This window comes from Chlorobaculum tepidum TLS, assembly GCF_000006985.1.
Classification (GTDB): domain Bacteria; phylum Bacteroidota; class Chlorobiia; order Chlorobiales; family Chlorobiaceae; genus Chlorobaculum; species Chlorobaculum tepidum.
The window spans coordinates 942,562-964,642 of record NC_002932.3 but is presented as its reverse complement, the minus strand read 5'-3'; the positions used below and the strand labels follow the sequence as shown (position 1 = coordinate 964,642).

Genomic DNA, 22,081 nt, shown 5'->3' with positions numbered 1-22,081 from the left:
TACTTATTGAAAAAATAAATATATCAAACACAAACCAGAAAGGCAAGTCAGAAACAATTCATAAACTTTTCAGCCAGTCCGGAACGAGGCACTATGATAGCTGGCGATGAAACGCGGAAATTCAGTTGAGGCGAGATTCTCTGAACCGGTCAGCGGGGTGCCGGTCCAGAAAGTAAAAAAGGCATTGGGGCGGTTTTCGGAGGGACAAATCAGCAAAGAGCCGTCTCAAAAATTATTTTGAAGGTCTGCTGCCGATCGCTTTGAGGATGAGCGACTCGAAATCCTCTTTGACGAGACCTCCACTGACAGCATTGATCAGCTTGCCATCGCGACCGACGACAAAGGTTGCCGGAATCACCCGGATTTTGCCGCCAGGCATAAACTTGCCGAATGCTGCTTCGAGTTCGGGAGTGGTCAGGCCAACCGGATACTCGACGCCCATCTCCCAGAGAAAATCAGGCAAGGTCGCCGGACGATCCCGAAAAGCGATGCCAACAAAGGTAAAGCCCTGCTTGGCATACTTTTTCTGCAATGCCACCATGCCGGGCAGCTCCTCACGGCAGGGTGGGCACCACGAGGCGAAAAAATTGACTATATAGGGCCTCCCGGCAAGCTGCGAGCTGTTCAGCTCTTTGCCTTCGAGCGTCTTGAGTGTGAACGCCGGTGCCATTTTGCCCGCGACCGCGGGACTTGCGGAAGGTCCCGCTGCAAAGGTCCTTGCAACAGGAACCGCGCCAAGCATCGAAAGCGCCATGAAAGATGTGGCGAAAAATGTCTTTATGGATTTCATAAACCATTCATGGATTGAGCTTTTCAAAACAAAAGAAGTCCGCCAACAGGCTCTTTCAGAAAGAAAACAAGGTACTCAACAGCAAAAATCTGTTGCTTGCCAGAGGATAGGCATTCCAGCCCTCCGTTCAGAACAAAAACGAGCATCAGTCGCGATTTCGTTTCTGCAACAGCCTCGTCCACTGACGATACTCGCCTCAAGACCGATCGATGCCGGGGTTGCTGCCAACGTTTTTCAGTTCTGGCGTATGAAGCTTTGTAACCTCGACCACTTTCTTGTCTTTCAGATACGCGACCACGGTATCCCAGACCGGCTCGCCGGGAGATTTTGCTCCAACGGTCGCCCAGCCCGCGACACGATAGTTTTTCGAGGCCTCAACCGGCGTGCCGTTTTCAAGCCGCATGTTGTCGATGCGCTTGCCCATTGTAGCCGTCGGGTCGATCCGGTAGTCGAGGCCGCCAGTGCGCACCATGTCGCCGCCCTGCTGGTAGAAGGGATCGCGGTTAAAGAGGTTGTCGGCAACATCTTCGAGAATGTCCTTGATCTGCTGGCCGGTCATGTCGCGCACGTACGTTTCGGGATAGGTCATGCAGGTCTGGTCGAGTACGTGCTCCATCGTGATGGTCTGGCCAGGCAGGATGGTCGTACCCCAGCGGAAACCGGGCGAAAGCGAAATCTGCGCGTCGTTGCGCTGGCGAAGCGCGTCGCAGATGATCTGGTCAAAGGGGCCGTCGAAGTTGCCGCGCCGGTAGAGCAGCGATCCGGCGGTGGCCAGCGGCTCCCGGAGCTTGTCGAGATACGGCGCGCGGATTTTATCGATCAGTGACTGCATTCCCTGATGCGCCGGAAGCTCGTTGGCGAACACGGGAAGCAACTTGTACTTGAACTCCTTGACGCCGCCATCACCGAGCTTCAAATCGATGACGCCGAGAAACTTGCCGTTTGATCCGGCGTTGGTCACGAGAGTACGCCCCCTGGCGTTCTTGACGATGAAGGGCTGCGGCACGCCGTCATGCGTGTGACCACCGAAAATCACATCGATGCCACTGACCACTTCGGCGAGCTTGATATCGACATCCATGCCGTTGTGCGAGATCAGTACAACCGCATCCGGCTTCTCTTTGGCCCGAACGGAATCGACAAGCTCCTGCATGTCTCTCGCATTGATACCAAAAGTCCAGTCGGGTATGAATCTTGCCGGATTGGCGATCGGCGTGTAGGGAAACGCCTGTCCGATAACAGCCACGCGATGCTTGCCCAGCGTTTTGACGACGTAGGGACGGAAGGCATGCCCGGTGTTCTCGTCGAACGCCTTCGCGCCGCTGAAGAGCGCCTCCTCCTTGACCTTGATATTCTGCGCCACGAAGTCCCCTTTGAAGGCCGCGAGGTTCTTGAGCACCTCATCTTCGAGATAGGTGAACTCCCAGTGCCCGGTCATAACATCCACGCCGAGCAGATTGCAGGCCTCGACCATGTCCATGCCGCGGCTCCAAAAAGCCGTTCCGGAACCCTGCCAGGTGTCGCCGCCATCGAGCAGGAGTGTCTTGTCAGCCCCGAAATCACCGCGCATCCTGTCAACAAGCGTTTTCAGATGCGCGAAACCGCCAACCTTTCCGAACCGCTGCGCCGCCTCGGTGTAATTGATCGCCGTAAACGCGTGAGCCAGCGGCGTGCCGGGCGTGATGCCGTAATACTTCAGGAACGCCTCCGTCACCAGATGGGGCGGACGTCCGAAGGCCGAGCCGAGACCGAGATTCATGCTCGGCTCGCGGTAGTAGATCGGCATCAGCTGCGCATGGGTATCGGTGATATGCATCAGGCGGATATCGCCGAAACGTCCGAAATCGTAAAGGTCGGATGAAGCTTTGGTTGCAGATGCCAGGTTCGGCAGCATACCTGCGGCCCCGGCGAATCCGAGAATGCGGAGAAACTCACGTCGTGACAGGTTCATAAATAAATGGCGGTTAGAGTTGCCGTAAACGTTTGTGAAGCCTCTTGTTACCTTGACGCGGCGAGAGTCGGCCTCGAAAGGCTCGTCCCGAAACATTCCGGAACTCCAGCCTCTCTGCCCTCCCCTTCTGGCTGTTGCCGGAATTTTCGCGACAATGCGTGAGAAGCGCCCGTAAAAAAATCAAAAGGGTGACGCCAGTCTCGAACCGGCGCCACGATGATGGTCAGTTTTTAGGAATCATCATTTGCCAGTTCTTGTCCATGAACTGCGCCTGCGCTTTGGCCGCTCGAGCCTGGAAAAGAGCTTTTGAGGCGAGCTTGTCGGACTCCGCCTGATCGCCTCTCTGGAGAGCCTCTCGGGCTGAATCGAGAATCTTGGCCGTATCACGCCACTCGTAACCGAGGGCGTCGGCCTCCTTGCGAGCCGCCTCGGCCTGTTCGATCAGCGGCGAAGATGACGCCGCCGGGGCTGCAGGCGCTGGCTCAGCCAGCAGCAGCGAAGCAGAAGGCGTGAGCACCAGCATACTCAAGAGCGATAACACTTTTTTCATGGTTTCTCCTTCTTATTTTCTTGATGCCGGGCCATTGTACTTCAGGCCGTTTGACATGACTGTCTGGAAAAATTCCAGATCGCGATACTCTTCGCTCTGGGGAGCAAACGGCTTGGCGCCAATGTTGTTGCTGCAGCCGGCATAGCGTCTGTGCAGCGTGCCGATTTCGCCCCACTTGGAGCGGAACACCGGGAAGTGGGTGGTGTGTCCAAGTGCCGGGCTGATGATTTCCGCCCTCAGATGGCGCCCGGCATACTCCATGTGGCAGCCCGAGCACGACATGTTGAGCTGACCGCGCTTGGCGTAGAAAAACTTCTTGCCCTTCATGTAGGCATCGTAAGCCGCCTTGCTCTTGACCTTGACGTCAACCTTCTGACCGCGGCTTATCGAAGCGATGTAGGCGGAAACCCTTGCAATGTCCCCTTTTTCCCACGCATAAGGCTTCTCGCCATTAGCGACCCGGCATTCGTTGATCGCCATTTCGAGCGTTACCACCTCTTTGCGCTTCTCGTCGAAGTAGGGATACATGCCGCGCACGGCTCCCCCGTTCGGAAAACAACTCGCCAGCGATTTGCCATTGGCGAAGGGTTTGTTGAAGAGCGCCTTGCCCGCCTCGACATCGAGTTCATAGGGAGGAAACTCCTCCATCTCCTTCCACTGCTTGCGGGCATCTTCGTCAAGCGCATAGACGCCGTTTCCGAAATCTTCAAGCTTCACATCGGGAAACTCCTTGCGGAAAAAGCCCTGGAACGCCTTGACATCCGCATCGACCAGTGCCTGGTAATTGACCTCCGCGTTAGCCGGCTTCGCCGTCATGGCCGTCATCAGAACGAGTGCACCGGTAAACAGCCCCCGCTGAATTGTTTTTTTCATGGATGGGTTCTCCTGTGATTGGGGATTACATCGCCGTAATGGCAGCCTCCGCAGTTTCCGAAGCGCCTTTATTGTCAACCCAGGAGACCTTGAGCATGTCACCTGCTTTGGCGCCCTTGAACTGGAACGAAAGATAGGGGTCCTTCGAGACGCCAGAGCCAAGTTCAGCGTGGAAAACGGTATCCCCGCCAATGGTTGCTGTTACCTCGGTGATGAAATGAGCCGGAATGAGCGCTCCTGCCTGATCTTTCACGCGTCCGGTATCCATCGGATGCGGAATCAGTACCTTGACCGAGACGATATTATTCTGGACTACTGCTTTGATTTTCATGGTTTCACTCCTGAAATGGTTTTGAATGGTTTTCGATTATCCGCCACAGCCGCCAATGGTCACCTTGACCTCACGGGTCGCGCGGTAGAGCTTGCCGCCAGCCTGGACGATCACAACCAGATTGGAGGTTTTGGCCATTCTCATGCGAAGCGAGACATCGGGAATCATGCGCGGCAGCACATCGAACGAAGCGATCATCGGGCTGAAGTTGGCCGGCGTGAAGATGCTGATGTTGGTTGCACCCGGAATGGTTGTCGATACCGAAACCGGCACGAAAGCACCATTCTCTGCGATTTCAGGAGCTTTGATCTGGATTGCCGTTGAATCCTCTATCGGCAGCGAACCGAACTTCGCTGCGATGGCCTCATCGAGCTTGCTGGCAGAAAACGCCTTCTCGTTCCAGCTGGCAAGAAGCCTGCCCGGCATGACGGCGAGAACGGCAAAAGATGCTGCCGAGCCCGCTATCGTTCTGCAAAAATCTCTGCGGGAAATACCCATATGATCCTCCTCTAAAAAGAGTGTTAGTGGTTTGACCCCGCGCACGGGGCATTGATTGAAAAATGGTGACCTCAGAGCGTGTAGAGATAATCGACAATGTTGTCGATTTCGGAATCATTCAGAATACCGTTTTTGCCAAACGGAGGCATAATACTTTTCGGGTTGATGGCCGACGCATCCCAGACCTGCTTGCGCAGAACAGCCCTGTCGGGATAACGCTCTTTCATCTGGCTGAGGGGCGGGCCGTAATTCCCGGGAAACTCTCCGTCGCCCATCATGTGGCAGGCGATGCAATTCCCTTTGTTTGTGTCGAGCGCGAGCGCCTTGCCCTTCTCGACAGAAGAGTCGACCGCTGCCGGAGCCGCCGCTTTGCCGAGAGATGGCAGCAGCAGAACGGCCGCTGCCGCAATAATGCCTGAAGACTTCATATGTCCTCTCTTGTTTAGTGAGTTGAATACCTGTTTTAACGAAAATCCGTGATCACCCGCGGCAAAACCACGCGCCACTTCCTGAAATACTCAACCCCAGGTGTCCTGTGAAATATTGTGATACCACTGGAGCGCCTGCTCTGCCTCTCCGGCAAGCTGGGCGGTTGTCGCCTCCATTGAGGTCAGGTGGACGGTATCGGGATTGTCCTTGATCCCCTCGGGGCTCTGGATGTAGCCGCCTGCGACAGAGATCGCGTAACCGGGAGCGAGCAGGCTGTAGCAGAGACTGGCCAGATCATGCTCACCGGCATTGCCGCCACCGAACGAAGCAACCAGCCACGCGGCAAGCGCCTTGGCCTGGGTATTGGCCGCCGTTCCCGATTTGGGCATCGTTCCAACCAGTGCCGCATCCCCGATGACATGAATACCAGGATGCTGAAGCGATTCGAAATTCGCAGGATTGACCGGGCACCATCCGGAAGTGTCGGCGAGTCCGGTTTCAACAGCAATGCGACCCGCCTTCTGGGGAGGAATAACGTTGATCACGCCACCCTTTTCATCACCGAACTCGGTCGCAACAGTCATCTTCGCTGGATCGAGACGCTCAACCTTTCCTCCTGCGGAGGCCGACCGCCACTCGATCTTTCCGCGATAGAGCCGATCCCAGCCAAGCATGAACAGATCCTGCTTGGTAAAAACCTCCTTGTCGTCGAGAATGATGACTTTCGATTTCGGCTTGCTCTTTTTCAGATAGTACGCAATGAGGCTTGCCCGCTCGTAGGGCGCAGCCGGGCAGCGGAAGGGGTTTTTCGGAGCGCAGATGATCACGTTTTCACCATCTTTCATGCCGAGAAGCTGCCTGCGCAACAGAAGCGTCTGTGGACCAGCCTCCCAGGCATAAGGCATGCTCGATTCGGCTACATCCCGGCTATAGCCTTCGATGGCATCCCAGATAAAATCGACACCCGGCGAAACCACCAGACGGTCGTACGAAAGCATGCGTCCGCCCTTCAGCTTCACGGTTTTCTTCACCGGATCGATACCTGTTGCCATCTCCTGCACGACTTCCACGCCATAACGGCTCCGTAAAGCATGGTAAGTATGGGCGGTATTCTGCATCGAAAAAAGACCCCCGATCACCCAGTTGCTCATCGGGCAGGTATGAAAAACCTTTTTGGGCTCGACAAGGGTCACCGAAATCGATGGATCAAGCTGCCTGAGATAGCGCGCAACCGTAGCCCCGCCAAAACCACCACCGATCACCACGACGTGAGCCTTCGGAGCAGATGCCATCAGAGGCCCCCCGGACATCAGCAATGATGAACCGGCAAGACCGGAAATCAGCAACCTGTTGAAAGTCCTGCGAGAAATCGTATTTCCCATAAGTTTCAAATAGAGATTTACCGTTGAATACAGAAATCGGGAAAAAGCATTATCCGCCAGAACTAATCGAAAACTATTGAGCAGATGAATGGCAAAGCATCAAAAAGTAAGAGGCGCTATATGCTTATATGGTTATATAAGAAAACCTGAGCACTTATGCAAGACCAGACCGCTTTTTTACGCTCACATAAATGCAAATCAAAGACAAAAAATCAGGAGAAAAGTAAGCGACTACTGCAATCCTGAATAAGGAAGGGAGCATCAAGAGATACCGGATCATTCGCTATACTTAACAAGTCATTATGGTTGACGCTCTTCGGAACCAGCTCGCCTCCAGAGCTTCCATGATCAAAGCGGGAATCCAGTGTGCCCATTCACTGACGATGGATGAAGACGACATCTGGTCCCGGTACAGCAAATACAAAACCGGTATTGGAGAACGCCGGCAAGCGTCATCAGAACCCTGTCGGCTTCCCTGCCGCTCAACCGGAAGCTTCGGGCACCTCTCCATCGGGCCGAGCAGCAAGCCGCACAGTTCCATATCCTCGAAATCGCCTTCAAGGACAGGCTGTATCTGCTCGGCATCGATCCGCAGGCACAGGGCTTGGCGCTCTTTCAACTTCAAGGTGCCAACGCTCATAAACGTCAAGCTGACCTACCCCTACTTCCACGACGGCGCGGCCCAGACGCTCGCCCAGGCGGTCGAAACGATGGGCCAGATCCAGCTCGGCAAGAAGTTCACGCCCAAAGAGAATGCAAAGATCGTCGCCTTCCTGAAAACCCTGACCGGCGACTAGCCCAGCTTTTTTTTGTGCCGATTTTGCCGCCGTCATCCGACAAAACGCCTGAACCAAAACCGTTCGAGTAACCCCGCATAGAACGAGAAACAGCCTCCGTCGAGAGGCTATTTCCTTTTGGTATGGACGAAATCTTCTGGCTTTACCGACCGCCAAAGGCGAGGGAAAGCCCGACGACATCGGCCTTGAACGGGCCATTGAAAGCATCGAGTCGCCCAAGGGTGGCCATCAGCGCCACATCCTTGCTCACCTGCACGCCCACGCCGCCATTGACCTGCCACGCCAGTCCGGAACCCATCGCCAGTCCGCCGCCGCCCGCCGCACCGATCAAGCCTTCCGCCTCGACAAACAGCGGCCCGGCAATCGTCTGGTGCAAGCCGCCGCCAACCAGGCCAATCATGTACGCGCCCGCCTGACCGTCATAGGCGGCCAGCGCCTGGCCTGTCACGTATGCCCACGGCTTCGCGAAGTAGTCGAACTGCACGCCGAGGTTGTCAACATCCTTGTCGGCGTCGTGAGTACGCCAGCCATCAGAGCCGTTGAAATAGCGCTGGCTCACCATCCTAACCCTGACCGGAAGCTTGTCGTGCTTCTGTGACTCCTTGCCAAAGGTGCCGCCGACTTCGAGCGAGGGGCAGAAAGCGCTCAGGCTGCCATTGGGCGCTCTCAGGTATGAAACGCCCGCCGCGGCAAAGAGGTCGTCATCAAGTGCGCACCGCAGGTCGGCCCCCGCATCGACCAGAAAACCGCCACCGGTATCGACATCTCCGCCGCCACCGCCGCCAAGGCCGAGGGAGCCGTCGATCCAGAAATTGTCCGACAACGGAATCTGCAAGCCCGCCCCCACCAGCACCTGCATGTAACCGGTGCTGCTGCCGCCAGCCGCGCCTGCCGCTTCAAAGCGAACGAACATCTCGTTATCGAAATAACTTCTCCACTCGACGCCGAGCAGGGTGAAGTCATCCTGCACCTTGCCCGAAAGATCGCGCGCGCCGGAGCGAACCCGCACGAGCTTTGAAACGACGGCAAGCGAGTTCCGCTCGTAAGCGAGTCCGTCGAACTGCCGGGAGGAGGAACCGAACGGAATGGAGTAGAACACCGTCGGCTGCGTTGAATCGATCGCGCCGCCATTCGGGAAATCGACATAGCTCACCCCCGCTCCAATCCGGCCCAGCTCACCCAGATCAGCCGTCAGGCCCGTGTATCCGCGCAGCATCAGGCCGCCGCCGCTCAAGGTAGCGCCGCCCCTGCCTCCACCCGCGCCAACGAAAGCCCCCGCTTCGAGTCCGAACGTTTCCGACAGCGGCACGCGAGCCGTGCCCTGAAAGCCGATCGTGATGAAACCGCCCCGTTCGCCGCGCACCGCCGTCCAGGTTCCGACGCCACCGCTGAAATTCTCGTTGAATTGACGCTCCACGCCCAGTCCCAGCATTCCCATCGACTCGCCCGCCGGCAGTGATAACGACTCGTAGGCCGCTTTCACGGTGTACGGCGCACCCGAATCGGCAGCCCGCACCTCGCCTCCCATCGCCAGCAGGCAATAGAGGGCAGCGACCCCTACCGCTTTCTTGAACAGACTCATACTCGATCCTCCGATCTTTTGATTGATGAAACCGATCCCAGAAAAATTTTTACAGATGCCGGACTCCGCCACGGCTTGCGGCGATCATGCTCCGGACTTGACAAACTCTCAGCGAGCCTCTCCCCTGACCAAGAGGAGCGGGATGTCGATTTTGTTACGCAAGGCGCGGGAAACGCTGCCGAAAAGCAGGCGACTAAACAGGCGGTGACCGTGTGCCGCCATCGCGAGCAGGTCGTAACGGCGCTCTTCGATCTCCTTCAGAATCTCCCGGTCGGGTTCCCCGCTCCGGATGAGCACTTCGGCCTCGATACCCTGTTGTTGCATCGCGGCCCGATAACGCTCGAGAAACTCCCCTGCCTGCTCCCGAAGCGCGCGTTCCTGATCGATGGTGTGAGAGTGCACCACATGCAACAGATGCACGCGCGATCCCAGCGGCGCGGCAAGAGCCGAGACCTGTTCGATCAGCGCGTCGTCGGCCCCGGAACCATCGATAGCCACCAGTATGTTTTGGTATGCCTTCATATCATGAGTCTCCGGTCACTGTGGTAGAGAGCAGATAGAGATTGAGCGCAACGACCACCATGGTAATCAGCACCGCCGCAACGAATTCGACGCCCCGGCTCCGGAAGACCCCCATCACCTTTTCGCTCCGGCAGAGCACCAAGAGCGGCAAAAGCGTGAAGGGCAGTTGAAGGCTCAGCACCACCTGGCTGAAAATCAGGATTTTGTAGGTATCGACCTTGAACAGAATGATGATAAAGGAAGGGATGGCGGTCAGGAACACCGACACGCGCCAGAGCAGGCTCTCCGGGTCTTCGGGCTTGCCGAGAAAGCCGGTGATGACGTTGGCCTCGGCCATCGAGGAGGTGATCGATGAACCGACTCCCGCGAACACAAGCGCCACGGCGAAGAGCAACCCCGCCAGCGGCCCGGCCAGCGGTCTGAGCGTCGCGGATGCCTGCTCGATGCTCTCGACCCGCACGCCATGCTGGTGAAACACGGCGGCGGCGACAACGATCATCGCTGAATTGACCACCCAGCCAAGCGTCATGGCAAAAAGAGTATCGGCTTTTTCGTAGCGAAGCAGCTCTTTTTTCTCATCATCGGTCATCCCCCATTTCCGGCTGTGAATGACGTTGGAGTGCAGATACACGTTGTGCGGCATGACCACTGCACCAAGAATGGCAATGGCGACGTAGATGCTCTCACGGCCCAGCACCGGCGTGACCGTGGCGGGCAGCACTTCGTGCCAGGCCGGTCGGACGATCCAGAGTTCAGCGAGATAGCAGAGCGCGATGATGCCGAGAAAGCCGACGATAATGGTCTCGATGCGATGGTAGCGCTGGCTGACCACGAGGAACACTTCGAGCACCACGGTCAGAAGCGCCCCGGCCCAGAGCGGCATCCCAAAAAGGAGACTGAAGCCGATGCCACCGCCAACCAGCTCGGCCACGTCGGTGGCAACGCAGGCGGCAACAATCGTAAAGCCAAGAAGCGATGAAACCGGCGCGGGAAAATGGTCTCGAATGTTAACCGCCAGCGACTTGCCCGTGGCGATGCCAAGCCGCGCGGCCATGTGCTGGATAACGATCAGAATCAGCGTGCTGAGCGTGATCACCCAGAGCAGTTCGTAACCGAACCGCGCACCCCCTTCGATATTGGTGGCCCAGTTGCCAGGGTCGATGAATCCAACCGTCACCAGAAATCCCGGTCCGAGAAATCCCAGAAGCTTTTTGAGAGGAAGCCAGCGGGATTGTATCAATTTCGAAAATGAAACTGCCATAATCGAGGATTGAGGAAATCCCTTGCCGGTGAGGGGGCTCCGCGATTTCAGTTCGCGTCACCCGGCATCAGGAACATCAGAAGAGATCAATCGCAGCCTTAACGGTCACCATCCAGAAAGGCTGTGACACACACCAAAACCGTTGCGATCAAAGGCGGCACGGCGATAGCTTAAATGTTTTTACCGGTAACGTTCCGTCTCCTCAGGCGGCATGGTTTGCCAGCTCTCATCACCCCCATTTGCAGGATCGGAAGAGGACTGCTGTGCCGATGCCCTGCGCTCCTGCATCATGGCGTCGAAAGCAAAGAATCCGGCACCCGCGACAAGAAGACCCGGTATGCCGCAGGCAACCATCGATACTCCAAGCGGAGGCAGAAGGAGCGCACCTCCCATAACAGCAGCAGCTTCTTTTAACATGACAACTCCGTTGATTCACAATGACGATCTTCTGTACAAAAAATAAGGTTCAATATAATGACCCATACGCATCTTTGCAGCACTCCTGGCAAGAAATGTCCGCAAGCAAACCGGCTCGCGCACTCCTCGAAAGCTCATGAAACAGATCGACCTTTCATCGAACCAGCGCATCGTTTTCTTCACCGGAGCCTGCTGCATCGAAATCAACCCGGAGCCGTCGGGCGCGATCGGCCACGACCTGGTCATCGGCGAACCAGCAAGCAGGGCGCTGCCGGAACTGTTCGCCAGAAAATGAGAAAGCGCTGCCGCCAATTACCGGAAACCGGATCGGCGGCAGCGCTCTGCAAAACAGATTCGGACGGATCAGAACGTCAGCAGCTTGATGCCATCTTCAGCCATTGCGGCGGCGACGACCGGCGGCTTGGCGATCGTGACGCCCGCGATGAGAGCCGAAGGCTGCTTGCCTGCATCAGGCAGGTAAAGCGGGCAAATTTCGACCGTAACGCCCTTGGCGATCAGCCCTTTGAGCATCATCTGGGGTGACTTGTCGAGCGGCTTGAAAAGCTTCTCCTTGCTGCCTTTCAGCACAAGCTCACCAGCCTTGCCGCAAACCAGTACGCGGACGGAACGGCCCTGGGTGAGCGTCTGGGTCGAAAGCACCATCGCCATCATCTGCGTCATGGGGTCATCGGAGGTGACCACCACGAACAAGCCTTTGGTGGCGGGCTGAACGGCTGCGGCCTGAGGTTCCGGAGAAGCGGCATTGAGCGTCGCGCCAAACGAAAAGATGGCGGTCAACGCAAATGCAAGAATGGTGAACGATTTTCTGAACAGTAACATAAGTTGCTCGCCTTTTCATGTTTAAGTGAATTAACGGTCTTAATATACTACAAAAACATCAGCTCCCACGCAAGCTCGTCATGACGAGGCCATTATTTCAATAACGTGACGCCCCGGCAAAACGCTGGGCCGCCAGATGCGCCCCCTCTTTGGAACACCGCACCCGACCGCAAATATCCCGTTTCATAACCGAAAAAGGCCGTTGTGTATTTTTCACTGACGCTCACGCCCGCCATCCGGCGACAACCCGTTTTTCCCGAAACATGAAACCCCGGCCAGAACATGACTTCACGAAAGAGCCTGCGGCAGCAGCTGCACCATATCATTTTTGATTACGATACGATCCCGGCCAAAGCCTTCGAGCTCGTGCTAATCGCAGCGATCTTCATGAGCGTCACCGTGGTGATGCTCGACACGGTCAGGTCGATTCACGACGCCTGGAGACCACTGCTCTACGGGCTTGAATGGTTCTTCACCATCCTCTTCACCATCGAATATCTCATCCGGCTCTGCGCAACGGAATAGCGGAGACGTTATGCGGTCAGTTTTTACGGGGTTATCGACCTTCTGGCCATTCTGCCAACCTATTTCAGCATCTTTGTTCCGGGAACCCAGTACCTGCTGGTCATCAGCTTTTTCCGGGTGCTGCGGATATTCCAGCCTCTGAAACTGGTCAAGTTTGTCAAGGAGGCCGAATTCAATCAAGGCGTCGCTCATGGCTTCGGGCCGCTCACGTTGCCATTCTCGCCGCGGATCACCTTCCCGTGGCCCATGATGTAGTGCTCTGCATTGGCGGCCACCACATCGAGCACCTCCTCGATCTCGCCCATGTCACTGTCGCCCCGCAGCGCCAGAACGCCATAGGCATAGACTGCCGAGTGGTGCTCATCGAGGATATAACGCAGATATTTGTTGCGCACCAGCGGCGGCAGCGTCAATCCATCGATGAGGTCGATGAACTGTTTGCCATCGGCAGAAATCCCCGAAATCGAGCGCGGCAACACGCCATCCTCTTCGGCGACGCTGAAATACCACTCCGTGTACTCCTCAAACAGATCGCGAGCTCCTTTGAATCAACTGATTGCATGGTTTACCCCTTCCGGACAAATTTCGATTTGAGTTGCATCGTGCCGAAGCCATCGATTTTGCAGTCGATGTCGTGATCGCCCTCGACGAGACGGATATTCTTTACCTTCGTGCCCCCCTTGATCACCCCGGAAGCCCCTCTGACCTTGAGATCCTTGATCACCGTCACGGTGTCGCCATCCTGCAGGATATTACCATTAGCGTCTTTCCAGACACGAACCTGCTCGGCATCGCCCGCCTCCAGATGGCTCCATTCATAGGCACACTCGGGGCAAACGAGCAGCAGTCCATTTTCATAGGTGTATTCTGAATTGCATTTCGGGCAGTTCGGCAGATCGCTCATAAGAGTACTCGTTCTAAAATTCAGTCAAGCAAGAAATTATGGCGACAGTATAACGATTTCCCGCCAGCTTCCCTGAATTCTCGTTTTACAAAAACACGCAACGGCAGCTCATGGACTCTTTGAACATCCGGTGATCGCCGTGTATCTTGTTCTAATTGATTCCCATCCTAAAAAATGCCGATCATATTATCGGGAGACGAAACGATGTCAAACGCACACGCAGAACTGATCGAGGCCGCACGAAAGAAGTTCTCGCGCTTCAGAGAGCTGAGTGAAAAGCACGGCGAAGCGAAGGCTTGGGAAATCATGCTCGAAGGATTCCCGGAAATCCAGAAGCAGCGCATGGGGCCGTTGCTGTCACTGCCTACGCTTGCCGAAGCGTTCCGGCAGGCCATTCCGCAGTTCAAATCGATTGGGATGGAGATGGATGTGGTGGATATTTCCAACCGTGGCACCGACGCCGTGCTGGAAGTCCAGCGCATCTGTCCATGGCTGGAGGTATGCAAGGAGTGCGGCTACGCCATCCCCTGCCATGTCATCTGCGAACTCGATATGGCGGCCACTCGCCTGGCTTTCCCCGAAATAAAGGGCGAAATCCTCTGCCGCCAGGCGCTCGGCGCTCCCGTCTGCATCTTCATGTACGAACGAGCGGCAAAAACCTCTACCAGAACCGACAACGCAACCACCTAACACGGGACGCGCTTTCTTCGTTCCGAACTTCAGAAACGCCTGAAGGACAGGATCATGGCACCTTCATCGGTGCAATTGCGATGATTCTGTCCTTCAGATGACGCATTGTCTTTTAAAGCTTTTTACCTCCTCCGCAAGAACAGCCGGACTCCGGCAAACCGTCTCTGATCATCTGTAACGGTTGCACTTCCCTGACCTTGAAACATCCTTTTTCCCGGAATAGCTTCAGTATGAACCTGCTGTTGCTAGCTGCTTCATACTTTTTTAAATCAAGCAAATACTTTGTTTTGTAAAGTTCTTTGTGCAAAACCAAACAGCAAAGAAATAGGATCGCTATCTGAAGCGACACGCACAGCATTTCACACCCTTTCGAAATCGATGAAGCCGCGATCGACGTCCGCCAGCACGAGCTTGACCTTGATTTTCTGGCCGACTTTGATTTTCCCGACGTTCCTCACCAGCCGCCCCTCGACTGGCGGCGTGAATATCCGCACCCACGAACCCTTTTCCGAGTGGCCGGAGACGATGGCGTCAAAATGGTGACCGATCATGCTCTGCATCAGTAACGCAGCTTCGGATTTGCGCACGCGCCGCTCCACCTTGCGGGCCGCATCCTCCTGGCGCGTGCAGTGTACCGCGAGATACTCCAGCTCGTCGATGCCGTAGGGCGGCGGACTGTTCGTCAGAAATGCCTTGGTCATTCTCAGGGTGATCAGGTCGGGATAGCGCCTGTTCGGAGCTGTCGAGTGGGTATAGTCGCGCTCGGCAAGGCCGAAATGGCCAATCGGCTCCTGCCCCGGGAACTCCACGACATACTCTCCCGACCCCATGAGCTTGATGATGGTCAGGGAGAGATCGGGGAAACGGAGCGGGTCTTCCTTGAACCTCAATGCGAGGAAGCTTTCAAGCGCCTTTCCGTCAGGTGCGCCGGGCAAGGCGTAACCGTACTCGCTCGCCACGTTGACAATGCGCCGCCACCGTTCAGGCGACTTGACGACGCGGCGAATCGAGGCGACGCCCTTTTCTGCCAGAAAATTTGCGGTGCAGGTGTTGGTGGAGATCATGAACTCCTCGATGAGCTGCCGCGCCCGGTTCTTCTCCTGTTCCTTGATATCAACGACGCGATCTCCCTCGAAAACGGCGCGCGGCTGGAAGGTCTCGAACTCCAGCGAACCTTTTGCGTGCCTGCGTAGCCGCAGCTTCTGCGCTACCTGATCCTGATGCCGCAACTGCTGATCCATGCCCGGCACCGCCCGGGCCGCCGGAGGCAGCTCGCCGTTGCCCTCGAGCCAGGCGGCGACGGAATCGTACGCGAGCTTCGCCTTGTTGCGCACCCAGGCACGCTCGACTGTGGAGGTGATCAGTTCGCCATCCGCTCCGATCTTCATGATGGTGACGATAGCAAGCCGGTTCTCGTTGGCATTGAGGGAGGTGAGATCGGTAGAGAGGCGCAGAGGGAGCATGGGAAACACTTTCGCCGAGGTATAGACCGAGGTGGTGTTTATCCAGGCGTGTTTATCGATTGGCGAGCCTTTTTTCACCAGGGTATCGACGTCGGCGATGGCCACGTAGATGATGATTGACGAATCCTCCTGCACTTCACAGGCGGTAAGCTGGTCGAGATCGCGCGAGTCGTCGTTATCGATCGAGCACCAGAGCAGTGACGTGAGATCGAGAATTTCCGAGCCATTCTCCTTGCCCGGCCCGTCAATCGACTCCAGCTGATGCTCCGCCTCCAGTGAAAAATCCGGCTCCAGACCGTTCAGCAGCATGACGCCAACCGCAATTTTAACGATATCGGCTTTCCCCTTTTTCCTGCTCATACGCCTCTCCTTTACTGATAGATAAGTTTCTCAAGCAAAACCGAACCAGAGCGCTAGCGCCCTGTTGACCGCCATCATTTTGGTATCGTCGAGAAGACCGATAACCTTGCCGATCTTTTCCGACGGCACCGCCTGAGCTTTGTCAATCATGATCCGGGACGGCTTCAGCAAGCCATTCTGTGCCTCTGGCTCGACATCGATCCGGAAAAAGGGCGTCGAACGCAAGTCACTGATTATCGGCAACACCGTTACGGAGGGATGTTCCGGAAAATAATCGGATAGAACAACCACTGCTGGCCGTAGCTTCCCGTCATTGCCCTGCAAGGCAATCGTGACCACCGATCCCCTTTTCATGCGTTCCAGCCTTCGCGATCTGCTGCTTCTTCAAGGAAGGCGTAGTCCATAACCTCAGCGATCGTGCCGCCAAACCATCATACCTATAAGCGACAGATTCATCTGTGACACATACCAGCCCAAACCATACCGAAGCACCGATAGTCTCTTTTCTCGTGATTCCTGCCTGATCCTCACGATTGACAATACATCGAGCTGAACTGTTGTAACCCGTATTCTGTTCTGGTTCTTCATTATTCAACAAAGCATCCGGCAACAGACCGATACTGCCTTCCAAGAGCAGGCGACGAGCTGCTCTCGTACCAGGTCACAGCATCAGATTGGCGGGAAATTCATCAGAAAAATTCATCCGCATCTCGATTTATCAAGCCATCAGGAATGCTGACTGAACCTGTTTAGAATCGCAAAAAAAGGCGACAGCCCGATGGTAATCGTCAAACTTATCTGCTCAGGCTTCCCGTATCAGCGCTTGTCAACCATGGCACATAATGACTTTATCGTCCAGAAAACCACAATCAAAAAAGCCAATACTGCAACAGCATTAAGACTCTATGATGGGTTTTAAAACCGAAAAACACAAGCGTAGAAAAAAAACTAAACACTAAATCATCTTACATTCAAAACAGAAATAAAATATGCGCTATGAACTTAGTTACAGCTTAAAATATTACTCTTAAATATTTTTACCATCAATATAAACCAAATCAAAAGACCAAATAGCAATCACAAAAACATCAGATAGATAAAATCCAATAAAAAAGTAATTCTAGACATTAAATACATATACAAAAGACCATAAATCTGAATATAATAACCAATAAAAAACAATTAAGACAAGATAAAATAAACTAAAAAATATAATAAATATATTATAAGATAAAATAATTTAAGTTATTCAATTTAAATACTTTATCATAACACAAATAACAACCAAATTTTATATGAATATTCAAATTAATGCCAGACATTATGATTACTCATAAAAAAATATACTCATCACTATTGAACACCAAATCAAGACTCAACTTTAAAGATACAGTGCAAAGTGGTCAAAGCTTTAGGTGGAATCTAAACGAGACACTAAAGAGCTATTACTCTTCAGTAATATACAACTCTATTATTTTTATATGTGAGATTAATTCTGAAATGATTGAAGTACTCTGCACCGATCAAGAGCTTTCCGGTAAACCAATCAATGAATTTTTAAAACACCTTTTCTCTCTTGATTTTCAAGAGGAAACCGTATTCTCATCAAGGTTTCAACAGGAATTCCCCGAAGTCTGGAACCTGGTTCAGTCGTACCGCTCCGTCCGGGTCATGCGGCAGGACCCTTTTGAAATAATGGTCACCTTCATGTGCGCCCAGGGCATAGGCATGCACCTGATCCGTCGCCAGGTTTCGATGATCGCCGAACGGTATGGCCAAAAGATTATGCTGGAGTTGCCAGAAGGCAACTTGACGTTTCACAGCTTTCCTCCCCCGCAAGCTCTTGCGTCTGCGGACCCGAATGAACTGGCAGTATGCACGAATAACAACCGGATAAGGGCGGCAAACATCATCGCTATGGCACGCTCTTTCGAGTCAGGCAAACTGGCTCTGGCGTGCGTCGATTCGGGCAAATGCGATCTCGAAACGCTTCGCGAAACCTTGTGCGTGCACAGCGGAATCGGCCTGAAAATCGCCGACTGCATCGCCCTTTTCGGGCTTGGACGGTTCGACGCCTTCCCGATTGACACGCATGTCAAACAGTACCTCTGGGAGTGGTTCGGCATCGAAGAGGCCCGCCACAGCCTGACAGAAAAGAACTACCGCATCCTCCAGGAAAAGGCGCGCGCCATCCTCGGAGCCGAGTATGCGGGGTACGCCGGACACATTTTGTTTCACTGCTGGAGAAAAGAGGTCAAAAAGATGAAAGCGTTTTGAGGGCACGTTGTAATGGCATCGCTGGTTAGGTTTAAGAGTTTGTTTCTGTCAACCCTTTCCCCCCCCCCCCACGAACCATGAAAAAAGTGCTTGTCGCCGGTTCGACCGGCTATATCGGGAGCCATGTGGTGCAGGAGTTCAAGAATCGCGGCTACTGGGTACGCGCGCTGGCGCGTGATCCGGAAAAAGCCAAAAAGCCAGGCCCGCATCTCGAACCGGTCGTTGCCGACCTTGCTGACGAACTCTTTACCGCTGACGCCACAAAACCGGAGAACCTCGCCGGTGTGTGCGACGGCATCGAAATCGTGTTTTCATCACTCGGCATGACCCGGCCCGATTTCGTGCATTCGAGCTTCGATGTCGATTACAAGGCGAACCTGAACATCATGCGCGAGGCGATGAAGGCGAAGGTGAGAAAGTTCGTCTACATCTCGGTGTTCAATGCGCAGAAGATGATGGAGATCGAGAACATCCAGGCGCACGAGAAGTTCGTGGACGAATTGCGGGCCTCGGGGCTGGAGTATGCGGTCGTGCGTCCCACGGGCTATTTCTCCGACATGGCGCAGTTTCTGAACATGGCGCGCAACGGCTTCATGTTCTCGCTCGGCGATGGCCAGACGCGCTCGAACCCCATCCACGGCGCCGATCTGGCCAAGGTGTGCGTCGATGCTGCAGAAGGTGACGCCAAAGAGATCGACGCAGGCGGGCCGGAGATTTTCACCTACAGGCAGGTAGCCATGATGGCCGCCGACGTGGTCAAAAAACAGCCATTCAACATCGAGCTGCCGACATGGCTGGCCGACGGTATTGCCGCCGTCACGGGCGTCATCAACCGGGACATCCACGACATAGCGCTCTTCGCCGCCACGGTCAGCAAGAACGATACCGTGGCCCCGCAGTACGGCACGCACCGCCTGCGCGAGTTCTTCGAGGAGATGGCCGCGAAAGGCAGTTGAGAATTGAGAATGAAAAGATAACTCATTTATGTCGGGACGGTTTTGAGACCGTCCCGATACCGAATCAAGGCCTGCCCGATCAATGCCCATCGGGGACAATATCCCTTCCAAATCCGGCAAACTTCTGCTAAAATGCTTTTCTGCTCAATACCCGCGGAATCGCTTGTCTGGCATACTGCGCCCGCCGTCAGCCTTTTCGGGCGTTATAAATCTGTCCGCCCATGCGAGCGTAGAGCTGCAACACATCGCGAGCCGTATCCCGCTCCACACCGGTGGTAACGCGAATGCCTCGGGCTTCGAGTTCCTCTATCCATTTTTCCGGTTTTGGCCCCTCGTCGAATCCAATTGCCCGAGCATCCTCGGAAAGCGCCCCGGTCGCCAGGTGCCGAACGCCCGACCAGAGTACTGCGCCGAAACACATCACGCACGGCTCGGTGCTCGTCACCAGCTCATGCGCAGGCATACCGAAGCCGCCAAGATCGTACGCGCCGAGTTTCATTTGCGCGAGCACAATGGCGACCATTTCAGCATGGAGGATTGATGAGTTCTGAGTGAGCACCAGATTGACGCCAAGCGAGACAAGCCTTCCCGACTCGATCTCAAACACCGCAGCCGCAAACGGCCCGCCGCTCACCTCCTCGACACTTTTCCGCGACGCCCCGACGACAAACCGCATCCGCGCTTCGAGCGAAGCTGACGGCTGGTAAGTGCCGCAATAGCTCTCCAGCCATTCGGGGAGTGAAAAGCGTATGTGGCTGGGTTGGTAGGACATGTGCGTTTTCGGAGTTCTACGGCTTAGCTATTACGACTTTATTATTCAGTTCGGCTAAGGGTTAAATAATGATTTCAATTTATTCATGAACTCATGCACATCTTCATGAATTTCTTCCTCTTTCATATTCAAGGCAATCTCCTCTCGTTTCATATTCAAGGCAATCTCCTCTCGCAAAACCTGTATCGATGGATTATTTTTACTTAATTGATGAAACAATTTACTTAATTGATGAAACAAAGAATCATCTCTTTCAAATAACAGCTTCTTGCCATCAACAATTTTGAATACTTCGGCAGACACATTTTTCCAGCTTTGTTTTTTTGGCAATACAAGGTTTTGAGATTCAAAATAGTCGTCTATTAAACGTAATACTGGCTCCAAGAACAAATCTCCTTCAGGTAATCCGATCTTTTCTGAAGCAACTCGCTTCCAAACATCAGGAACAAAAAGATAATTCTCGATATTTTTTCTTTGCCACTCATACAAAACCTCATTGTCTTTCTGCGGATGATAGTCCTCGCTTTCGTCGTAATCAAGAAGAATGATCCTCTGAAGCTTGGGGACAATCTGCTTTAATGCCTCAAAATGCTTATCAGCAAACTTTTTCATCTTCTGCTTGTCCCCGCCACTCATAGCCTTGAAACAGACTTTATCTATAACTTCATCGGCACCACATGCTGAAGACCATGCTCTTATTATTCGCTCATCGCTTTCGCCTTCTACATACACAATATAGGGGTAAGCCAAAGTTCTCACAATGTCTTCATTTGAAACTTCAGCCATTGCCCGAATCACTTTTGGGACAGATTCTATTCTTTCAGGTTCTTGACCCATAAGAGAAATGATCTGGCTTGCATCGACCCCTTTGGCAAACTCTTCCGCGTGAGTAGCAATAAGAAACTGGATACTTTTTTCTTGAGACTTTCGCTTGAAATAGTCCAGAATTTCGCGCTGCAAATTGACATGAAGATGGGCGTCTGGTTCATCAAGAAGTATTACTGTCGGATTATAACCATATAAAAAGGCCAGCAAAGTCAAGGTCTGGTGAAAACCACTTCCCCCAGAAATTATATCAAACTCTTTTCCATTTTGACGATATTCAACTTTGATATGAACATCTCTCTCTTTATCATAAACAGGTTCGCATATTTCAACAGAGAACCACTTTTTTACAATGCTTGCCAATTCACCCCAATCATCGCCTCGCTCTTCATCACGTTTTACTTTATAGAGCAAATTTCTCAAAACACTACCCGGCTGACCCTTTCCTACTTGCTGTCGAATAGGCGCGATATCCAACCACTTCTCCATAGGGTCTAATCCCGAAAATGGCGGAACATAGGCAATTCTTGGCAAAATATCCTCTAATTCCCTGAATCGCCCCCAACCCCCTTCCGGAATTGCATAAATGGTTTGCGGAGACTGATAACGTAAATCTATACCAAACTCTTCTCTTTTGTTAGCTGATACTTTCCACTCAACTATAATTTGAATAAGAATAAACTTCTGTTTTTTCTTCCCCTCTTCAAAAGGATACTCGCGATCAGTCTTATTTCTCCACAACAAGTTAAATTCTGGAACAGGCAATGCAGTAAAATTTGGCAGAACAATCTGAATTCCTTTGGTACCGCTTCTGTTTGAACGATGAAACTCATCTATACAATATTGCCAGATAGCTATAGCCTGCAATACTGTACTTTTTCCACTATTATTTCGTCCGACCAGCAGATCAAACTCTGTAAACTCATAGGTTTGTTCTTGAACATTCTTGAAATTTCTGAGTGTTAATCGAGTAATCATTTTACACACTCCTTATAACATTTATTTATCAAATAAAGGTAACATCCTCATGCTCTTTTTCCCTAATCGCTCATCAACATTCCCAGAGTTTACCTTCACAGTGAACAG

26 protein-coding genes and 1 pseudogene are annotated in these 22,081 nt (G+C 53.6%); 7 read left to right on the top strand and 20 right to left on the bottom strand.

The window, feature by feature from the left end:
* Positions 1 to 232: 232 nt before the first annotated feature.
* From AYT24_RS04705 to AYT24_RS04670, 8 genes are all read right to left on the bottom strand, one after another.
* Positions 233 to 790: a TlpA family protein disulfide reductase gene (locus tag AYT24_RS04705; protein ID WP_010932702.1), complete on the bottom strand. Its 558-nt coding sequence runs from the start codon at positions 788 to 790 to the stop codon at positions 233 to 235.
* A gap of 196 nt (positions 791 to 986) precedes the next feature.
* Positions 987 to 2,741: a thiosulfohydrolase SoxB gene (gene soxB, locus AYT24_RS04700; protein WP_164926971.1), complete on the bottom strand. Its 1,755-nt coding sequence runs from the start codon at positions 2,739 to 2,741 to the stop codon at positions 987 to 989.
* Positions 2,742 to 2,964: 223 nt separating this feature from the next.
* Entirely contained in the window at positions 2,965 to 3,291 is a 327-nt protein-coding gene (locus AYT24_RS04695; RefSeq protein ID WP_010932699.1) for a hypothetical protein, read from the bottom strand.
* A gap of 12 nt (positions 3,292 to 3,303) precedes the next feature.
* The gene (gene soxA, locus AYT24_RS04690; RefSeq protein WP_010932698.1) at positions 3,304 to 4,164 is read right to left on the bottom strand and encodes a sulfur oxidation c-type cytochrome SoxA; all 861 of its coding nucleotides are present in this window, start codon (positions 4,162 to 4,164) and stop codon (positions 3,304 to 3,306) included.
* 25 nt (positions 4,165 to 4,189) lie between these two features.
* The gene (gene soxZ / locus AYT24_RS04685; RefSeq protein WP_010932697.1) at positions 4,190 to 4,495 is read right to left on the bottom strand and encodes a thiosulfate oxidation carrier complex protein SoxZ; all 306 of its coding nucleotides are present in this window, start codon (positions 4,493 to 4,495) and stop codon (positions 4,190 to 4,192) included.
* Between the two features lie 36 nt (positions 4,496 to 4,531).
* Positions 4,532 to 4,993, bottom strand: a complete 462-nt coding sequence (soxY, locus tag AYT24_RS04680) for a thiosulfate oxidation carrier protein SoxY (protein WP_010932696.1) — start codon at positions 4,991 to 4,993, stop codon at positions 4,532 to 4,534.
* Between the two features lie 71 nt (positions 4,994 to 5,064).
* A complete protein-coding gene (gene soxX, locus AYT24_RS04675; protein WP_164926970.1) occupies positions 5,065 to 5,421 on the bottom strand; it encodes a sulfur oxidation c-type cytochrome SoxX in 357 nt (118 codons plus the stop codon).
* A 90-nt stretch (positions 5,422 to 5,511) separates the two neighbouring features.
* Positions 5,512 to 6,804 (bottom strand): NAD(P)/FAD-dependent oxidoreductase, encoded by a 1,293-nt coding sequence (locus AYT24_RS04670; RefSeq protein WP_010932694.1) that lies wholly within the window; start codon positions 6,802 to 6,804, stop codon positions 5,512 to 5,514.
* 614 nt (positions 6,805 to 7,418) lie between these two features.
* On the opposite strand from AYT24_RS04670, the pseudogene AYT24_RS10750 reads away from it, so the two are divergent.
* Positions 7,419 to 7,672: pseudogene (locus AYT24_RS10750) on the top strand (cytochrome C biogenesis protein CcsA); the annotation flags it as partial.
* Between the two features lie 71 nt (positions 7,673 to 7,743).
* Here the strand turns inward: AYT24_RS10750 and AYT24_RS04660 are convergent.
* From AYT24_RS04660 to AYT24_RS04645, 4 genes are all read right to left on the bottom strand, one after another.
* Positions 7,744 to 9,183 (bottom strand): hypothetical protein, encoded by a 1,440-nt coding sequence (locus tag AYT24_RS04660; RefSeq protein WP_010932692.1) that lies wholly within the window; start codon positions 9,181 to 9,183, stop codon positions 7,744 to 7,746.
* A 108-nt stretch (positions 9,184 to 9,291) separates the two neighbouring features.
* Complete coding sequence (locus tag AYT24_RS04655) at positions 9,292 to 9,705, bottom strand: universal stress protein (RefSeq protein ID WP_010932691.1); 414 nt, start codon at positions 9,703 to 9,705, stop codon at positions 9,292 to 9,294.
* Between the two features lies 1 nt (position 9,706).
* Entirely contained in the window at positions 9,707 to 10,966 is a 1,260-nt protein-coding gene (locus tag AYT24_RS04650; RefSeq protein WP_010932690.1) for an Nramp family divalent metal transporter, read from the bottom strand.
* A gap of 180 nt (positions 10,967 to 11,146) precedes the next feature.
* Entirely contained in the window at positions 11,147 to 11,383 is a 237-nt protein-coding gene (locus tag AYT24_RS04645) for a hypothetical protein (RefSeq protein WP_010932689.1), read from the bottom strand.
* 136 nt (positions 11,384 to 11,519) lie between these two features.
* Here AYT24_RS04645 and AYT24_RS04640 point away from each other — a divergent pair, with 136 nt between their 5' ends.
* Entirely contained in the window at positions 11,520 to 11,678 is a 159-nt protein-coding gene (locus AYT24_RS04640; protein ID WP_010932688.1) for a hypothetical protein, read from the top strand.
* A 68-nt stretch (positions 11,679 to 11,746) separates the two neighbouring features.
* Here the strand turns inward: AYT24_RS04640 and AYT24_RS04635 are convergent, their stop codons facing one another.
* Positions 11,747 to 12,223 (bottom strand): DsrE family protein, encoded by a 477-nt coding sequence (locus AYT24_RS04635; protein ID WP_010932687.1) that lies wholly within the window; start codon positions 12,221 to 12,223, stop codon positions 11,747 to 11,749.
* A 282-nt stretch (positions 12,224 to 12,505) separates the two neighbouring features.
* Between AYT24_RS04635 and AYT24_RS10480 the strand changes: the two genes are divergently transcribed.
* Together AYT24_RS10480 and AYT24_RS10475 are read left to right on the top strand one after the other, a co-directional pair.
* Positions 12,506 to 12,748, top strand: coding sequence for a hypothetical protein (locus tag AYT24_RS10480; protein ID WP_010932685.1), 243 nt, complete (start codon positions 12,506 to 12,508; stop codon positions 12,746 to 12,748).
* Between the two features lie 33 nt (positions 12,749 to 12,781).
* Entirely contained in the window at positions 12,782 to 13,003 is a 222-nt protein-coding gene (locus AYT24_RS10475; protein ID WP_226986890.1) for a hypothetical protein, read from the top strand.
* Here the strand turns inward: AYT24_RS10475 and AYT24_RS04625 are convergent.
* A complete protein-coding gene (locus tag AYT24_RS04625) occupies positions 12,937 to 13,224 on the bottom strand; it encodes a hypothetical protein (protein ID WP_193331661.1) in 288 nt (95 codons plus the stop codon). The two genes, AYT24_RS10475 and AYT24_RS04625, sit on opposite strands and share 67 nt — an antisense overlap.
* 89 nt (positions 13,225 to 13,313) lie before the next feature.
* The gene (locus AYT24_RS04620) at positions 13,314 to 13,652 is read right to left on the bottom strand and encodes a zinc ribbon domain-containing protein YjdM (protein ID WP_010932683.1); all 339 of its coding nucleotides are present in this window, start codon (positions 13,650 to 13,652) and stop codon (positions 13,314 to 13,316) included.
* A 204-nt stretch (positions 13,653 to 13,856) separates the two neighbouring features.
* On the opposite strand from AYT24_RS04620, the gene AYT24_RS04615 reads away from it, so the two are divergent.
* On the top strand, positions 13,857 to 14,342 hold the full coding sequence (locus tag AYT24_RS04615) for an L-2-amino-thiazoline-4-carboxylic acid hydrolase (RefSeq protein ID WP_164926969.1): 486 nt from the start codon (positions 13,857 to 13,859) through the stop codon (positions 14,340 to 14,342).
* Between the two features lie 359 nt (positions 14,343 to 14,701).
* Here the strand turns inward: AYT24_RS04615 and AYT24_RS04610 are convergent, their stop codons facing one another.
* The 3 genes from AYT24_RS04610 to AYT24_RS04600 are packed head-to-tail and all read right to left on the bottom strand — an operon-like array spanning position 14,702 to position 16,796.
* The gene (locus AYT24_RS04610) at positions 14,702 to 16,165 is read right to left on the bottom strand and encodes an RNB domain-containing ribonuclease (RefSeq protein ID WP_010932680.1); all 1,464 of its coding nucleotides are present in this window, start codon (positions 16,163 to 16,165) and stop codon (positions 14,702 to 14,704) included.
* A gap of 30 nt (positions 16,166 to 16,195) precedes the next feature.
* Positions 16,196 to 16,519: a type II toxin-antitoxin system PemK/MazF family toxin gene (locus tag AYT24_RS04605; protein ID WP_010932679.1), complete on the bottom strand. Its 324-nt coding sequence runs from the start codon at positions 16,517 to 16,519 to the stop codon at positions 16,196 to 16,198.
* Positions 16,476 to 16,796, bottom strand: coding sequence for a hypothetical protein (locus AYT24_RS04600; RefSeq protein ID WP_164926783.1), 321 nt, complete (start codon positions 16,794 to 16,796; stop codon positions 16,476 to 16,478). Before AYT24_RS04600 ends, AYT24_RS04605 begins: the two co-directional genes overlap by 44 nt.
* Before the next feature lie 680 nt (positions 16,797 to 17,476).
* Between AYT24_RS04600 and AYT24_RS04595 the strand changes: the two genes are divergently transcribed.
* The gene (locus AYT24_RS04595) at positions 17,477 to 18,442 is read left to right on the top strand and encodes a DNA glycosylase (protein ID WP_010932676.1); all 966 of its coding nucleotides are present in this window, start codon (positions 17,477 to 17,479) and stop codon (positions 18,440 to 18,442) included.
* Positions 18,443 to 18,519: 77 nt separating this feature from the next.
* The gene (locus AYT24_RS04590) at positions 18,520 to 19,398 is read left to right on the top strand and encodes an SDR family oxidoreductase (protein WP_010932675.1); all 879 of its coding nucleotides are present in this window, start codon (positions 18,520 to 18,522) and stop codon (positions 19,396 to 19,398) included.
* Between the two features lie 187 nt (positions 19,399 to 19,585).
* Here the strand turns inward: AYT24_RS04590 and AYT24_RS04585 are convergent, their stop codons facing one another.
* Both AYT24_RS04585 and AYT24_RS04580 read right to left on the bottom strand, forming a co-directional pair.
* Positions 19,586 to 20,170 carry a nucleoside deaminase gene (locus AYT24_RS04585; protein ID WP_010932674.1) on the bottom strand — a complete coding sequence of 195 codons (585 nt, stop codon included), beginning with the start codon at positions 20,168 to 20,170 and terminating at the stop codon, positions 19,586 to 19,588.
* 54 nt (positions 20,171 to 20,224) lie between these two features.
* Positions 20,225 to 21,973 carry an ATP-dependent nuclease gene (locus AYT24_RS04580; RefSeq protein ID WP_164926968.1) on the bottom strand — a complete coding sequence of 583 codons (1,749 nt, stop codon included), beginning with the start codon at positions 21,971 to 21,973 and terminating at the stop codon, positions 20,225 to 20,227.
* Between the last annotated feature and the right edge of the window lie 108 nt (positions 21,974 to 22,081).

Excerpts from the sequence above, each read along its gene's own strand:
- AYT24_RS04585 (WP_010932674.1), bottom strand. The coding sequence starts at position 20,170 with ATGTCCTACCAACCCAGCCACATACGCTTTTCACTCCCCGAATGGCTG.
- AYT24_RS04695 (WP_010932699.1), bottom strand. The coding sequence starts at position 3,291 with ATGAAAAAAGTGTTATCGCTCTTGAGTATGCTGGTGCTCACGCCTTCT.
- AYT24_RS04660 (WP_010932692.1), bottom strand. The coding sequence starts at position 9,183 with ATGAGTCTGTTCAAGAAAGCGGTAGGGGTCGCTGCCCTCTATTGCCTG.
- soxB (WP_164926971.1), bottom strand. The coding sequence starts at position 2,741 with ATGAACCTGTCACGACGTGAGTTTCTCCGCATTCTCGGATTCGCCGGG.
- soxA (WP_010932698.1), bottom strand. The coding sequence starts at position 4,164 with ATGAAAAAAACAATTCAGCGGGGGCTGTTTACCGGTGCACTCGTTCTG.
- AYT24_RS04645 (WP_010932689.1), bottom strand. The coding sequence starts at position 11,383 with ATGTTAAAAGAAGCTGCTGCTGTTATGGGAGGTGCGCTCCTTCTGCCT.
- AYT24_RS04620 (WP_010932683.1), bottom strand. The coding sequence starts at position 13,652 with ATGAGCGATCTGCCGAACTGCCCGAAATGCAATTCAGAATACACCTAT.
- AYT24_RS04670 (WP_010932694.1), bottom strand. The coding sequence starts at position 6,804 with ATGGGAAATACGATTTCTCGCAGGACTTTCAACAGGTTGCTGATTTCC.
- soxZ (WP_010932697.1), bottom strand. The coding sequence starts at position 4,495 with ATGAAAATCAAAGCAGTAGTCCAGAATAATATCGTCTCGGTCAAGGTA.
- AYT24_RS04615 (WP_164926969.1), top strand. The coding sequence starts at position 13,857 with ATGTCAAACGCACACGCAGAACTGATCGAGGCCGCACGAAAGAAGTTC.
- AYT24_RS04590 (WP_010932675.1), top strand. The coding sequence starts at position 18,520 with ATGAAAAAAGTGCTTGTCGCCGGTTCGACCGGCTATATCGGGAGCCAT.
- AYT24_RS04705 (WP_010932702.1), bottom strand. The coding sequence starts at position 790 with ATGAAATCCATAAAGACATTTTTCGCCACATCTTTCATGGCGCTTTCG.
- AYT24_RS04605 (WP_010932679.1), bottom strand. The coding sequence starts at position 16,519 with ATGAAAAGGGGATCGGTGGTCACGATTGCCTTGCAGGGCAATGACGGG.
- AYT24_RS04595 (WP_010932676.1), top strand. The coding sequence starts at position 17,477 with ATGCCAGACATTATGATTACTCATAAAAAAATATACTCATCACTATTG.
- AYT24_RS04650 (WP_010932690.1), bottom strand. The coding sequence starts at position 10,966 with ATGGCAGTTTCATTTTCGAAATTGATACAATCCCGCTGGCTTCCTCTC.
- AYT24_RS04580 (WP_164926968.1), bottom strand. The coding sequence starts at position 21,973 with ATGATTACTCGATTAACACTCAGAAATTTCAAGAATGTTCAAGAACAA.
- AYT24_RS04640 (WP_010932688.1), top strand. The coding sequence starts at position 11,520 with ATGAAACAGATCGACCTTTCATCGAACCAGCGCATCGTTTTCTTCACC.
- AYT24_RS10480 (WP_010932685.1), top strand. The coding sequence starts at position 12,506 with ATGACTTCACGAAAGAGCCTGCGGCAGCAGCTGCACCATATCATTTTT.
- soxX (WP_164926970.1), bottom strand. The coding sequence starts at position 5,421 with ATGAAGTCTTCAGGCATTATTGCGGCAGCGGCCGTTCTGCTGCTGCCA.
- soxY (WP_010932696.1), bottom strand. The coding sequence starts at position 4,993 with ATGGGTATTTCCCGCAGAGATTTTTGCAGAACGATAGCGGGCTCGGCA.
- AYT24_RS04655 (WP_010932691.1), bottom strand. The coding sequence starts at position 9,705 with ATGAAGGCATACCAAAACATACTGGTGGCTATCGATGGTTCCGGGGCC.
- AYT24_RS04635 (WP_010932687.1), bottom strand. The coding sequence starts at position 12,223 with ATGTTACTGTTCAGAAAATCGTTCACCATTCTTGCATTTGCGTTGACC.
- AYT24_RS04610 (WP_010932680.1), bottom strand. The coding sequence starts at position 16,165 with ATGAGCAGGAAAAAGGGGAAAGCCGATATCGTTAAAATTGCGGTTGGC.